The sequence below is a fragment of the Streptomyces sulphureus DSM 40104 genome (assembly GCF_000381025.1).
Classification (GTDB): Bacteria; Actinomycetota; Actinomycetes; order Streptomycetales; family Streptomycetaceae; genus Streptomyces; species Streptomyces sulphureus.
In genome coordinates this window covers 290,440-303,182 of record NZ_KB905815.1, presented here as the reverse complement: position 1 = coordinate 303,182, position 12,743 = coordinate 290,440, and the positions used below count along the sequence as shown (strand labels likewise).

Genomic DNA, 12,743 nt, shown 5'->3' with positions numbered 1-12,743 from the left:
TGCGCGCTCGAGGGCTGCGTGGGTTGCCCTGTCGTGCCCTCGCGGGGCCGGCACGGCGGCACTTGGGGCGATCGGGAGGCCGGAACCGGTGGCCACAACGCCACGCCGACGTTCGATGCGGGCTGCTAACACCCGTACGCTCGGGCAGACTCGAAGAACCCGAAGAAAGCTTTGGGAGACCTCGAAGCAGGCAGCCCAGGTGGGACATGCCGACGGGAGTGGGTGGATCGTGAACCGCTGCGTTGTCCTGGTGGACGCCGGGTACCTGTTGGGAGCTGCGGCGAGCCTCCTCGCCGGCGAGCCGGTGCGCTCCCGGATCAGCGTCGACCACGCGGCGCTCGTCGCCGGCCTCCGCGAGCGCGCCGAACGCGACACCGGCTGCTCCCTGCTCCGCATCTACTGGTTCGACGGCGCCCCGGACCGCGTCCCCCAACCCGAGCACCGCCGGCTGCGCGTGATGCCCCGCGTCACCGTCCGGCTCGGCGCGCTCACCCGCACCGACGGGCGCTGGGCGCAGAAGGGCGTCGACGCGGCGATGCACGCCGAGCTCACCGAACTCGCCCGCAACCGGGCCTGTTCCGACATCGTGCTGGTGACGGGCGACGGCGACCTGCTGCCCGGGCTGATGTCGGCGAAGGAGCACGGAGTCGCCGTCCACCTGTGGGCGGTGCAGGCCGCCGACGGCGACTACAACCAGTCGGAGGACCTCGTCGCGGAGGCGGACGAGCGCCGCGTCCTCGACCGCACCTGGCTCACAGGCGTCGCCCGCGCCAAGGAACCGGTCGCGCCCTGCGCACCGCAGGAGCCGCGCCCCGAGATCGCCGCTATCCTCTCCGCGCCGCTCCCCGAGACGTCGAAGAACGGCAGCGCCCCCGGCAACCGCAGGGCCGAACTCGCCGACGAGGCGCCCCGATCCGAGCACGGCAGCGCGGAGCCGGCGGCGGAGGCGGGCCAGGCCCCCGCGCCCCGTGCCGAGAACCAGGGCGTGCCCACGCCCAAGGACCTCGCAGGACTGAGCCGCGCCGCGGCGGCGAACGGCGTCCTCCCCAGCGCCACCCTGCGCTGGTCGTCGGACAAGGGCATGGTCGACCGCACCCCGGGCGAGTCGTCCGAGACCGCGGGGCTGCCGATGCTCGCCCAACTCACCTCGGCCGAGCAGCGGTGGGCCGACCGCGAGGAGGACATCACCGAGGTGAGCGGCGACCCTTTCGAGGTCGGGCAGGTCTTCGCGCGCCGCTGGCTCAAACGCCTCACCAACCGGAGCGACGTGCAGCGCCTCTCCACCGAGTACCCCCGCATCCCGCACCGCATCGACGGTGAACTCCTGCGCTACGCCGCACGGTTCGGCCTGCTCGCGCACAAGGACGACCAGATCGACGAGCACGACCGCTACGCGATCCGGGCAGGCTTCTGGCGCCAGGTCGACGACCTCACCGGAGCCCGTTCCGAGCACGCCCCCGCCGGCGAGTGACCCCGGCGGGGGGCTGACGGCCGTGCGCGCGGCGGCGGCGCGTACCCTCGTGGTTCGTGGAATCGGGCACTCGGCAGGCGGTGGAGAGCGTGGAGTCGGCACCCGCGCAGGTCGCCGTGGAGCTGGGGGAGCTGGTCAAGACGTACCGGCAGGGACGCGTCCGCCGGGGCGCCCCCGCCGTGCCGCAGGTGCGGGCGAGCGACGGCGTCAGCCTCCGTGTGCACCGCGGTGAGATCTTCGGCCTCCTCGGTCCGAACGGCGCGGGCAAGTCCACACTCGTGCGCCAGCTCACCGGTCTGCTGCGGCCCGACAGCGGCACGATCCGCGTCCTCGGCCACGACCTCGTACGCCACCCCGCGCGGGCGGCCCGGCTCCTCGCCTACCTCGGTCAGGAGTCCACGGCACTCGACGAACTCACCGTCCGCCTCGCGGCGGAGACCACGGCGAGGCTCCGCGGCCTCGACGCCGCCGCGGCCGTCGCGGAGTCCGACGCCGTCCTCGACGAGCTGGGCCTCACCGTGCTCCGGGACCGCCCGCTCAACCGCCTCTCCGGCGGCCAACGCCGGCTCGCCTGCTGCGCCGCCGCGCTCGTCGGCGACCGCCCGCTCCTCGTCCTCGACGAGCCGACGACGGGCATGGACCCGCACGCCCGCCGCGCCGTGTGGGCCGCCGTCGACCGGCGCAGGGCGCGGGGCACCACCGTGGTGCTGGTGACGCACAACGTGATCGAGGCGGAGACGGTGCTCGACCGGGTGGCCGTGATGGACACGGGCAGGGTGATCGCCTGCGACACCCCCGGCGGGCTCAAGGCGCTCGTCGGGGACGACGTGCGGCTCGAGCTCGTGTGGCGCGAACGCGCGCCGCTCGACGTCCCCGAGGTCGCCGAACTCCACGGCAGCGCCGCCGTGTCGGGGCGCAGGTGGACGTTGCGGCTGCCGCCCGAGCAGGCGCGCTCGGCGGTCACCGCCGTCACGGGAGGGGAGGCGTTCGCCGCGCTCGACGACTTCACGCTGGCGACGCCGAGCCTGGAGGACGTCTACCTGGCGCTCGGCGGGAGCGGCGAGGGCCTGGTGAAGGCGTGAGCAGGCCGGAGCGCGGCGCCGTGTGCGACGAGTGGGCGAGCCGGCCGACGACGAGGGGCAGGGTGTGAGCACCACCGCGACGGAGAAAGCCGCAACCACCGCAGGACCGCGGCGAGCCGAGCCGGAACAGGCCGTGCTCGCGCCCGGCGCGGGGTTCGTCCCCGCGCTCGCCGCCGTCTATCGGGCACAACTGTCGCGGGCGAGGGTCTCGCGGATTCCGCTGCTCTTCGTCGCGACCTTCCAGTCGCTCGGCATCATGGTCCTGATGCGCGGGGTCGTCGACGGCGGCGACGAGGCGCGGGCGGTCGTCTCGGGCGCGAGCGTGCTCGTGGTGGCGTTCGTCGGACTCAACCTGCTGGCGCAGTACTTCGGCCGGCTGCGCGCGGGCGGCGGCCTCGACCACTACGCGACGCTGCCGGCCCCGCCCGCGTCCGTCGTCCTCGGGACGGCGGGGGCGTACGCGTCCTTCACGGTGCCGGGCGTCGTCTTCACCGCCGTGGCCGGAAGCGTCCTCTTCCAGCTCCCGCTCGCCGGGCTGTGGATTCTCGCGGCCGTCATCCCGCTCGCGGGTGCGGCGCTGGCCGGTCTCGGAGCCGCACTGGGGCTCCTCGCGCCGCGTCCCGAACTCGCGACGCTCTGCGGACAGTTGGGCATGTCGGCGGCGCTGCTGCTCGGGGTGCTGCCGCCGGAGCGGCTGCCGCTCCCCGTGCAGTGGCTGCGCGACCTGCTGCCGTCGACCTACGGGGTCGAGGCGCTCGCGGCCACCTTCACGCCGAGCCCGGCCTGGGGGGCGATCCTCGTGGACCTCGGCGTGTGCGCGGCGGTCGGGTTCGTCTCGCTCGCCGTCGCGACGCGGGCGTACCGCTGGGCGGCCGCGCGCTGACGGTTGTGCGCCGACGGCCGCGCGCCGACGGTTGTGCCGGCCATCCGCTTCCGGGTCGCCCCACGCGCCCGCCGTCGGGCCTGGCACGATGGCGTCCGTGACCGCACCGACGCCTGAGCCCCACCGCCCCGACTCTTCCAGCCCTCCGCAGCCCGCGTGGGGTTACGGCCCCGCCACACCGCCTCCCTCCCCGGCCGACCAGGGCGCCACGCACTCGGCCTGGGGTGCGGCGGCCCCGCCGCCCGAGCCGGTGGACGTCCGCAGGGAACTGCGCGACGGGGCGCTCTGCGCGCTCGCCGTCGGCGTCACGGGCGTGCTGCTGGGCCTCCTCTGGCTCTGGCTCGCCCCGCGCGTCCCGCTCCTCACGGACGGCGGAGCGGTCTACCTCAAGGACCCCGAGGGCGAGGAAGCCGTGGGCGCCGACGGAGTGTTCACGCTCGTGGGGCTCGCCTTCGGTGCCGTCAGCGGCGTCGTCCTCTTCCTCGTCCGCAGGCGCGGGGGGATGGGGCTCGCCGTCGGGCTCGCCGTCGGCGGGTTGCTCGCCTCGCTGCTCGCCTGGGGCGTCGGCACCGTCCTCGGGCCCGAGCAGGATCTCGCGAAGGCGGCAGCCGAGGCGGGGAAGAACGCCACCTTCGAAGCGCCGCTCCGCCTCCAGGCGAAGGGCGCACTGCTCGCCTGGCCGTTCGCGGCCGTCCTCGTCCATCTCCTGCTCACCGCGGTCTTCGTCGAGCGCGAGGACGAGCCGGGCGGCGAGGCGCACGGACAGCCGCAGCCGTCCGCCTGAGGCGCCCGAACTCCCGTGCCCCGCACGCCGATCGGCTGTGGGTTCAGAACCGGGCGATCGGTGCGAAAACGGCGTCGGTGAGACGTGCCAGGTCGTCGGGGGCCAGCTCGATCTCCAGGCCGCGGCGGCCCGCCGAGACGTGCACGGTGGGGAGTGCGGCCGCCGAGGAGTCGAGGACCGTGCGCAGCCGGCGGCGCTGGCCGAGCGGGGAGATGCCCCCGAGGACGTACCCCGTGGCGCGCTCGGCGGCGTCGGGTTCTGCCATGACGGCGCGCTTGGCACCGGCCGCCGAGGCGAGCGCCTTGAGGTCGAGCGAGGCGGAGACGGGCACGACGGCGACCGTCAACTCCCCTCCGGCCTCGGCGAGGAGCGTCTTGAAGACCTGCGCGGGCGGGACGCCGAGCGCCTCGGCCGCCTCGCCGCCGTAGGAGGGTGCTGCCGGGTCGTGCGCGTACGCGTGGGTGGTGAAGGCGACGCCTGCGGCGGTGGCCGCGGCCACCGCGGGGGTCGGCGCGGCGGCCTGCTTCTTCTTCGCCATGGACGGTTCTCCTGCGGTCGACTCGCGTCGGCGGCGGGTCAGTTGGGGCTGGTCGGCGACTTGGTCAGGTCCACGGCGGGGACCGAGGGGAGCTTGGCGATCGTCGAGGTCTCGCGGCGCAGGAGGCGCAGCTCGTCCGCGAGTCTCGTCGCGGTGTCGGGCGCCTGGAGGAGCCGCTGCTTCGTGGGGACGTCGAGGATCGTGGCGGCGGCGACGAGGTAGGAGACGACGGACGGCTCGTCCGGGAGTTCCTGATCCTCGGCGAGGGTCCGCTCGCGCGCGCCCGCGAGCCGCTTCTGGTACGAGCGGAAGGCCCGCAGCACCCCGGAGGCGAGCGCGCCGGCACCGTCGCCCTCCTCCTCGGGAAGCTCCTCGATCTCGCCGGTGAGGTAGGGGCCGCTCGCGTCGACCGAGTGGAGCCGGAAGCGCGTGGTGCCGGTGGCGAGGACCTCGAACCGCTCGGCCGGGGTCTCGGCTTCCTCCTCCTCGAGGGCGCCGGCGGTCTCGCGGATCGTCGAGGCGTCGGCGATGCAGCCGATCTCGTGGAAGGCGCGGATCGGGTCCTCGCCGAAGCCGGCGGCCGGTTCCGTGCCGGTGGGCGGTGCCGAGTCGGGAAGGCCGACGGCGGTCGGTGCCACCTCGTACCCGTCCTTGATGGCGACGACGCCGAAGAGTCTCGGCTGCCCCTCGGGAAGCGCCTGCAAGTCGCCTACGAGCGCGCGGTACCGGGGCTCGAAGACGCTCAGCGGCAGCACGAGGCCGGGGAAGAGTACCGAGTTGAGCGGGAAGAGCGGAAGCGCGGTGGTCACGACCGGTAAGCCTAAAGCCTTACGGGGCGGCTGTGGCGACCGTGCCGGCAGCCTGCTGCCCGACAGGCGGCCGGCTCGGCGTCACTGCCTGCGCAGCAAGCGGGTGGCGCCGGCGGCGACCGTGGTGGCGAGCGTCCAGCCGAGCACGATCATCAGGGCCGCGACCCACTGCCCGTTCCCCGGAGGGTCCCAGGCGGTGTCCTGCCCGAAGCTGATCACGGGCAGCAGCAGGTCGAGCGCGTAGAGCGGTGCGTTCCACTGCGGAGACTCCTCGGGTACGACCTCGGTGGGCGGATGGCCGGCGAAGTAGAGGGCCCCCGACGCCCACAGCACCGCCATCCACACGGCGGCCTGCGCAGGACGGTAGCCGTAGGCGACCGTCCAGTCCTGGAGGTAGCCCCAGACCTTGCCGACGAGCGGCAGCGTCTCGCGCCTGCGCCGCTGCTTTGCGAGGAGGACGGTGCGCGCGTTGGTGTCCTCGCCGCTCTGCCGGTAGACGGTGGCGAGTTGCTCGTACGGCTCCGGGCTGTACTCGGGGGTGGCGGAGGCGACCCAGGCGAGGCGCTCCCGGACGTTGAAGTGCCCCTCCTTCGGTATCGCGTGCCGGTAGCTGAAGCCGGCCATCCACAGCCGCTGCCCGTCCGGCCAACTGCCCACCCGGTCCAGCAGCTTCTCGACGGTGGCGCCGGAGAGGACGACGAGGCCGCGCTCCGGAGGCTGCGGGGTGAACGCGAGTTCGGGCGCCGTGATGCGACGCAGCGAGAGCTCCTGGTCGCGCTGGAGGACGAAGCGGGCGTTCTCGATCATCAGCGCGGAGCCGAACCTGCCGTCGTCGAGGACCATCCCGCCCGTGCACTCGAACCGCTTGGTGCGCCAGCGCGCGTCCCGCGGCACGACGCGCCCGCCGGTCGCAACCGGCATGGCGCTCGTCGGTGTGCCCTGGAGGTGCGCGGCCTGGCTGCGGTGCGCGTCGGCGAAGCTCGCCGTCTGCTCGACCGTCAACTGCGGTGCGTAGAGCGCGTGTCGGCCGTGCCGGTTGCGCAGCACCGTGCCGAGCATCTCCAGCGAGGAGCCGATCGTCGCGCCGCGGAGGCTCACCTCGCCGTCGGTGCGTAACAGGCTCGCCTGGAGCTCCTGGCCCACGCTGATGCCGTCGGCAGCGATGGCCCGGGCGCGGGCCGGCAGCCGCGTCGGCCGGTGCACGGCGTCGGCGGGGGAGGGGGCGGGGAGGGCGCCGTCCCTCGGAGCGCTGCCGATCGTGGCCTGGTTGAGGAGCAGATCGGTGCCGATCACCGCGTCGGTGAGGCGGATACCGGAGGGGATGCTGCACCGCGGCAGGTGGAGGTCGCCCTCGGTGGTGAGGCGGGCGGCCTCCAGCCTCGGCAGGTAGCAGTCGACGAACCTGCCGGTGCGCACGTGCGCTTCGGGCATCCGCACCTCGTCCTGGAAGCGGCAGTGGCGGAACTCGAAGAACGGGTCGACGCTGCCGCCCGAGAGGTCGAGGCACCCGCTGACCTGGGCGCCGACGAGGTGGAGCGAGGTCACACGGCCCAGCAGCGCGGCGGGGCCGTGGAGCAGGAGCAGCGCGACGACGCGGGCGCGCACGGTGCGCTCCGGGCCCCACTCGGCGTCGCCGTTGGGATCGTCGTGCTCCGCGCGTCCGCTGCGGAGGTCGAGCGTGCTGCCGTTGCGGAACGCCTGCCACAGCGCCCACTCGGCCGTCGAGAGCGACAGCCCCGCGGGCGGGTCCCCTGCACTCTGCGGATCGGTCACGTAGCGCAACCCCTTAGCCTCTGCCGGGGTCGCTCCGAGTGACCCCGCTCTCCTCTGGTGATTCCGCCCGCCACTCCCGGCTACACACCGCAGCACCCGGTGACGGACGGTTCGTTGCGCTACGTTAGCCGCCCCGTGTCCCCAAGTGGCCTGCGCCGGCGACCGGTTGGCGTGAACGGCGGGAACGGTGGGGGTCCGCGGGACGCCTCGCGCAGCGGTCGGCGCCCGCCTGTGCACGGGGTGTACACGAAGGTGTACCGAAGGATGGAACGATGTCCGGGACTCGCGCGGTGTCTGAGAGACTGGAGTCGTGATCTCCCGAATCGATCTGCGCGGCTCCGCGCCGGGCTCCGACGCCCGCGCGCGCGAGCTGCTGCCCCGTGCCGAACTCGACGTCGAGGCCGCCCTGGAGAAGGTGCGGCCGATCTGCGACGACGTGCGCCATCGCGGCACCGCGGCGCTCCGCGAGTACGCGCAGCGGTTCGACGGCGTCACGCAGAGCAGCGTCCGCGTGCCGCAGGCCGCTCTCGACGAGGCGCTGGAGCAGCTCGACCCGAGGGTCCGCGCAGCCCTGGAGGAGTCGATCGAGCGGGCCCGCACCGTCCACCGCGACCAGCGGCGCACCGACTCCACGGTCCGGGTCGTCCCCGGCGGCACCGTCACCGAGCGGTGGGTGCCCGTCGAGCGCGTCGGCCTGTACGTCCCGGGCGGTCGGGCCGTCTATCCGAGCTCCGTCGTCATGAACGTCGTCCCCGCGCAGGAGGCGGGGGTCGAGTCGCTCGCCGTCAGCTCGCCGCCGCAGGCCGAGTTCGGCGGCCTCCCGCACCCGACGACCCTCGCCGCCTGCGCCCTCCTCGGCGTCGACGAGGTCCACGCGGCCGGCGGCGCCCAGGCCGTCGCCATGTTCGCCTACGGCACCGAGGAGTGCAGGCCCGCGCAGCTCGTCACGGGCCCCGGCAACATCTACGTCGCCGCCGCCAAGCGGCTCCTCAAGGGCCGTATCGGCATCGACTCGGAGGCGGGCCCGACCGAGATCGCGATCCTCGCCGACGAGACGGCGGAACCGGCGCACCTCGCCGCCGACCTCATCAGCCAGGCCGAGCACGACCCGGTCGCCGCCGCGGTCCTCGTCGTCCCCTCCGAGCGGCTCGCCGACGCGGTGGAGGCCGAGTTGAAGGTGCAGACCTCCGCGGCGAAGCACCGGGAGCGGATCACCGAGGCGCTCGGCGGCCGGCAGTCCGGCATCGTCCTCGTCGACTCGCTGGAGGACGGCCTCGCCGTGGTCGACGGCTACGCGGCCGAGCACCTGGAGATCCAGACGGAGGACGCGGCGCACTGGGCGTCGCGGGTCCGCAACGCCGGCGCCGTCTTCGTCGGGCCCTGGGCTCCCGTCTCGCTCGGCGACTACTGCGCGGGCTCCAACCACGTGCTGCCGACCGGCGGTTGCGCCTGCCATTCCTCGGGCCTGTCGGTCCAGTCCTTCCTGCGCGGCATCCACGTCGTCGACTACACCCGCGAGGCCCTCGCCGACGTCGCCCACCATGTGGTGGCGCTCGCCGAGGCAGAGGACCTGCCGGCGCACGGCAGCGCGGTCACCGCGCGCTTCCCCGAGCAGCAGGGCGCCTGAGGGCGCCGTCGGAAAGGCACCCGAGAGCACGTGACAGCCACAGAAGAACTGCCGATCAGGGACGAACTCCGCGGCAAGTCCCCTTACGGGGCCCCGCAGTTGGACGTCCCCGTCCGGCTCAACACCAACGAGAACCCCTACCCGCTCCCCGAGCCGCTGGTGCAGCGGATCGGCGAGCGCGTCACCGAGGCGGCGCGCACCCTCAACCGCTATCCGGACCGGGACGCGGTGGAGCTGCGCACCGAACTCGCCTGCTACCTGCGGCGGATGACGGGCCACGCCGTCACCGAGGCGAACGTCTGGGCCGCGAACGGCTCCAACGAGGTGCTCCAGCAGCTCCTCCAGACCTTCGGCGGCCCCGGCCGTACCGCGCTCGGCTTCGAGCCCTCGTACTCGATGCACGGGCTCCTCGCCCGCGGCACCGGCACCGGCTGGCTCTCCGGGCCGCGCAACGACGACTTCACCATCGACGTCGCAGCGGCCGTGCGGACGATCGAGGCCCACCGCCCGGACGTCGTCTTCGTCTGCTCGCCGAACAACCCGACGGGGACGGCGGTGGAGGAGGAGACGGTCGTCGCGCTCCACGAGGCGGCGCAGCGCGCGCGGCCCGAACACGGCGCGCTCGTCGTCGTCGACGAGGCGTACGGCGAGTTCTCACACCGGCCTTCGCTGCTGCCGCTGCTGGAGGGCCGGCCGACGCTGGTGGTCTCGCGGACGATGTCGAAGGCGTTCGGCGCCGCGGGGCTGCGGCTCGGCTACCTCGCCGCCGACCCCGCCGTCGTGGAAGCGGTGCAACTGGTGCGGCTGCCGTACCACCTCTCGGCCGTCACCCAGGCCACCGCGCTCGCCGCGCTGGAGCACACCGATACCCTGCTCGGATACGTCGAGCAGCTCAAGAGCGAACGGGACCGCATCGTCGCCGAACTCCGCGACGCCGGCTGCGAGGTGACCGCCTCGGACGCCAACTTCGTCCAGTTCGGCAGGTTCGACGGGCCCGGCGGCGCACACGCCGTCTGGGAGGCGCTCCTCGCGCACGGCGTCCTCGTCAGGGACAACGGCGTCCCGGGCCGGCTGAGGGTCACCGCAGGGACCCCGGAGGAGAACGACGCGTTCCTCGATGCGGTGCGCGCAGTGATGAAGGAGAACGCACAATGAGCCGCACGGGACGCGTGCAGCGCAACACCAAGGAGACCTCGGTCCTCGTCGAGATCGACCTCGACGGGACCGGGCAGGCCGATATATCGACGGGCGTGGGCTTCTACGACCACATGCTCGACCAGCTCGCCAGGCACGGCCTCTTCGACCTCACGGTCAAGACCGACGGCGACCTGCACATCGACACCCACCACACCATCGAGGACACCTCGCTGGCGCTCGGCGCCGCCTTCAAGGAGGCGCTCGGCGACAAGCGCGGCATCGTGCGCTTCGCCAACTCGGCGGTGCCGCTCGACGAGTCGCTCGCCCGCGTGACGGTCGACCTCTCGGGCCGCCCGTACCTCGTCCACGTCGAGCCGGAGGGCATGGCGCCCATGATCGGCTCCTACGACACGACGATGACGCGGCACATCCTGGAGTCCTTCGTGGCCCAGGCGCAGGTCGCGCTCCACGTGGAGGTCCCGTACGGGCGCAACGCGCACCACATCGTGGAGTGCCAGTTCAAGGCGCTGGCCCGCGCCCTGCGGTACGCCAGTGAACTCGACACGAGGCAGCCAGGGGTCATCCCCTCGACGAAGGGGGCGCTGTAGCCGTGGCGTGCGCGATACGGAAGCCGGTGGGGCGGTGAACGGCCTCTCCACCCTGCTGATCTTCGTCGGCCTCTTCCTCGCCGGCGGTGCGGTCTCCTTCTGGAAGCAGAAGCTGCCCACCGGCGTGGTGGTGCTGCTCGGCATCTGCTCGGCGATGGCGCTCCTCGCCGGTGTGCTGCGGTTGGACGTGTGGGAATGAGCAACGGCAAGCGTGTGGTCGTCTTCGACTACGGCTTCGGCAACGTGCGTTCGGCCGAGCGTGCCGTGGCGCGGACGGGCGCCGAGGTCGAGATCACCAAGGAGTACGACGCGGCGATGGCGGCCGACGGCCTCCTCGTCCCCGGCGTCGGCGCCTTCGCCTCCTGCATCGCCGGGCTGCGTGCCGCGAGGGGCGACTGGGTCGTCGGGCGGCGGCTCGCGGGCGGCCGGCCCGTCCTCGGGATCTGCGTGGGGATGCAGGTGCTCTTCTCGCGCGGGATCGAGCACGGCGAGGAGGCCGAGGGGCTCGACGAATGGCCGGGCACCGTGGGCCCGCTGAAAGCGGAGACGGTGCCGCACATGGGGTGGAACACCGTCACCGTGCCCGAGGACTCGCGCCTCTTCGCCGGGCTTCCCGCCGACGAGCGGTACTACTTCGTCCACTCCTACGCCGTCCACGAGTGGGAGTTGGAGACGGCGAACCCGGCGCTGGCCGCACCCAAGGTCAGTTGGACGACGCACGGCGCGCCCTTCGTCTCCGCCGTCGAGAACGGCCCGCTGTGGGCGACCCAGTTCCACCCGGAGAAGTCCGGCGACGCGGGCGCCCGGCTGCTGGCGAACTGGGTCGCCACTCTCTGAGCCGCCATTCCGAACCGATCAGCACCGTGAGGACCAGCCCCCGATGAGCAAGCTCGAACTCCTCCCCGCCGTCGACGTCAGGGAAGGCCAGGCCGTCCGTCTCGTCCACGGCGAGTCCGGCTCCGAGACCTCCTACGGCGACCCGCTCTCTGCCGCGCTCGCCTGGCAGCGCTCGGGTGCCGAGTGGCTCCATCTCGTCGACCTCGACGCCGCGTTCGGCACGGGCGACAACCGCGCCGCGATCTCCGAGGTGGCGCATGCGATGGAGATCAAGGTGGAGCTCTCGGGCGGCATCCGCGACGACGATTCGCTCGCCGCCGCGCTCGCCACCGGCTGCCGCCGGGTCAACCTCGGGACGGCGGCGCTGGAGTCGCCCGAATGGGTCGCGAAGGTGATCGCCGAGCACGGCGACCGGATCGCGGTCGGCCTCGACGTCCGCGGAACGACGCTCCGCGGACGCGGCTGGACGCGGGACGGCGGCGACCTCTACGAGACGCTGGCGCGCCTCGACTCCGAGGGCTGCGCACGGTACGTCGTCACCGACATTGCCAAGGACGGCACCCTCAAAGGCCCCAACCTGGAGCTGCTCCGCAACGTCTGCGCCGCAACCGACCGCCCGGTCGTCGCCTCGGGCGGCGTCTCCTCCCTCGACGACCTGCGGGCGATCGCCTCGCTCGTCCCCGAGGGCGTCGAGGGCGCGATCGTCGGAAAGGCGCTCTATGCCGGGGCGTTCACGCTGGAGGAGGCACTGGCCGCCGTCGCTGAGGCCGGATGACCTCCCCCGCCGACTCCTTCGCGGAGCGGTTCGGCGCCGCGCGCGCCGTCGCGGCCGGGGACCGGGTCCTCGTCGGCGGGACGCTGCCGGTCGAGGAGGGCGTCCTCCTCGGCGAGGGCGATCCGTACGAGCAGACCAGGGCGGCCTTCGCGCAGGCGCTCTCGGCGCTCCGCGCGTACGGCCTCGGCACCGATGCGGTCGTGCGCACCCGCATCCACCTCGTCCACGAGCGCGACCTCGACGAGGCCGCGCGGGCGCACCGCGAGCTCTTCGCGGGCGTACGTCCCGCAGCGACGGCGCTGGTGGTCGCCGGGCTCGCGGACACTCGGGCGCTCGTCGAGGTCGAGCTGGAGGCGTACCGCGGAAGCTGAGCACCTGTCCCGTCCCAACTCCGAGAACCTGCAAGGAGCCTGTACCTC

14 protein-coding genes are annotated in these 12,743 nt (G+C 73.6%); 11 read left to right on the top strand and 3 right to left on the bottom strand.

Going from position 1 to position 12,743, the window contains the following annotated elements; all coding sequences use genetic code 11:
* The first annotated feature begins 229 nt into the window (after positions 1–229).
* The 4 genes from F603_RS0109435 (at position 230) to F603_RS0109420 (ending at position 4,220) form a co-directional block, all read left to right on the top strand.
* Positions 230–1,471 (top strand): NYN domain-containing protein, encoded by a 1,242-nt coding sequence (locus F603_RS0109435; RefSeq protein ID WP_019545763.1) that lies wholly within the window; start codon positions 230–232, stop codon positions 1,469–1,471.
* Positions 1,472–1,551: 80 nt separating this feature from the next.
* A complete protein-coding gene (locus tag F603_RS0109430; RefSeq protein ID WP_019545762.1) occupies positions 1,552–2,553 on the top strand; it encodes an ABC transporter ATP-binding protein in 1,002 nt (333 codons plus the stop codon).
* A gap of 64 nt (positions 2,554–2,617) precedes the next feature.
* Entirely contained in the window at positions 2,618–3,436 is an 819-nt protein-coding gene (locus tag F603_RS0109425) for an ABC transporter permease (RefSeq protein WP_026328269.1), read from the top strand.
* A 97-nt stretch (positions 3,437–3,533) separates the two neighbouring features.
* Entirely contained in the window at positions 3,534–4,220 is a 687-nt protein-coding gene (locus F603_RS0109420; protein WP_026328268.1) for a hypothetical protein, read from the top strand.
* A gap of 43 nt (positions 4,221–4,263) precedes the next feature.
* On the opposite strand, the gene ybaK is transcribed toward F603_RS0109420, so the two are convergent.
* The 3 genes from ybaK to F603_RS0109405 form a co-directional block, all read right to left on the bottom strand.
* Positions 4,264–4,758 carry a Cys-tRNA(Pro) deacylase gene (gene ybaK, locus F603_RS0109415; protein WP_019545759.1) on the bottom strand — a complete coding sequence of 165 codons (495 nt, stop codon included), beginning with the start codon at positions 4,756–4,758 and terminating at the stop codon, positions 4,264–4,266.
* A gap of 38 nt (positions 4,759–4,796) precedes the next feature.
* Positions 4,797–5,567: an LON peptidase substrate-binding domain-containing protein gene (locus tag F603_RS0109410; RefSeq protein WP_019545758.1), complete on the bottom strand. Its 771-nt coding sequence runs from the start codon at positions 5,565–5,567 to the stop codon at positions 4,797–4,799.
* Between the two features lie 81 nt (positions 5,568–5,648).
* On the bottom strand, positions 5,649–7,340 hold the full coding sequence (locus F603_RS0109405) for a hypothetical protein (protein ID WP_026328267.1): 1,692 nt from the start codon (positions 7,338–7,340) through the stop codon (positions 5,649–5,651).
* A 310-nt stretch (positions 7,341–7,650) separates the two neighbouring features.
* Here F603_RS0109405 and hisD point away from each other — a divergent pair, with 310 nt between their 5' ends.
* The 7 genes from hisD to F603_RS0109370 are packed head-to-tail and all read left to right on the top strand — an operon-like array spanning position 7,651 to position 12,695.
* Positions 7,651–8,967, top strand: coding sequence for a histidinol dehydrogenase (gene hisD / locus F603_RS0109400; RefSeq protein WP_019545756.1), 1,317 nt, complete (start codon positions 7,651–7,653; stop codon positions 8,965–8,967).
* A gap of 30 nt (positions 8,968–8,997) precedes the next feature.
* Positions 8,998–10,122, top strand: a complete 1,125-nt coding sequence (locus F603_RS0109395) for a histidinol-phosphate transaminase (protein ID WP_019545755.1) — start codon at positions 8,998–9,000, stop codon at positions 10,120–10,122.
* Positions 10,119–10,712 (top strand): imidazoleglycerol-phosphate dehydratase HisB, encoded by a 594-nt coding sequence (gene hisB / locus F603_RS0109390; RefSeq protein WP_019545754.1) that lies wholly within the window; start codon positions 10,119–10,121, stop codon positions 10,710–10,712. Before F603_RS0109395 ends, hisB begins: the two co-directional genes overlap by 4 nt.
* Positions 10,713–10,719: 7 nt before the next feature.
* Positions 10,720–10,911: a hypothetical protein gene (locus F603_RS35070; RefSeq protein WP_158678631.1), complete on the top strand. Its 192-nt coding sequence runs from the start codon at positions 10,720–10,722 to the stop codon at positions 10,909–10,911.
* Complete coding sequence (gene hisH / locus F603_RS0109380) at positions 10,908–11,549, top strand: imidazole glycerol phosphate synthase subunit HisH (protein ID WP_019545753.1); 642 nt, start codon at positions 10,908–10,910, stop codon at positions 11,547–11,549. Before F603_RS35070 ends, hisH begins: the two co-directional genes overlap by 4 nt.
* Positions 11,550–11,592: 43 nt before the next feature.
* A complete protein-coding gene (gene priA, locus F603_RS0109375; protein ID WP_019545752.1) occupies positions 11,593–12,324 on the top strand; it encodes a bifunctional 1-(5-phosphoribosyl)-5-((5-phosphoribosylamino)methylideneamino)imidazole-4-carboxamide isomerase/phosphoribosylanthranilate isomerase PriA in 732 nt (243 codons plus the stop codon).
* Complete coding sequence (locus F603_RS0109370) at positions 12,321–12,695, top strand: Rid family hydrolase (protein WP_019545751.1); 375 nt, start codon at positions 12,321–12,323, stop codon at positions 12,693–12,695. Before priA ends, F603_RS0109370 begins: the two co-directional genes overlap by 4 nt.
* Positions 12,696–12,743 lie beyond the last annotated feature (48 nt).

Coding starts and splice junctions, on each gene's coding strand:
- hisH (WP_019545753.1), top strand. CDS start 10,908: ATGAGCAACGGCAAGCGTGTGGTCGTCTTCGACTACGGCTTCGGCAAC.
- priA (WP_019545752.1), top strand. CDS start 11,593: ATGAGCAAGCTCGAACTCCTCCCCGCCGTCGACGTCAGGGAAGGCCAG.
- ybaK (WP_019545759.1), bottom strand. CDS start 4,758: ATGGCGAAGAAGAAGCAGGCCGCCGCGCCGACCCCCGCGGTGGCCGCG.
- F603_RS0109370 (WP_019545751.1), top strand. CDS start 12,321: ATGACCTCCCCCGCCGACTCCTTCGCGGAGCGGTTCGGCGCCGCGCGC.
- hisB (WP_019545754.1), top strand. CDS start 10,119: ATGAGCCGCACGGGACGCGTGCAGCGCAACACCAAGGAGACCTCGGTC.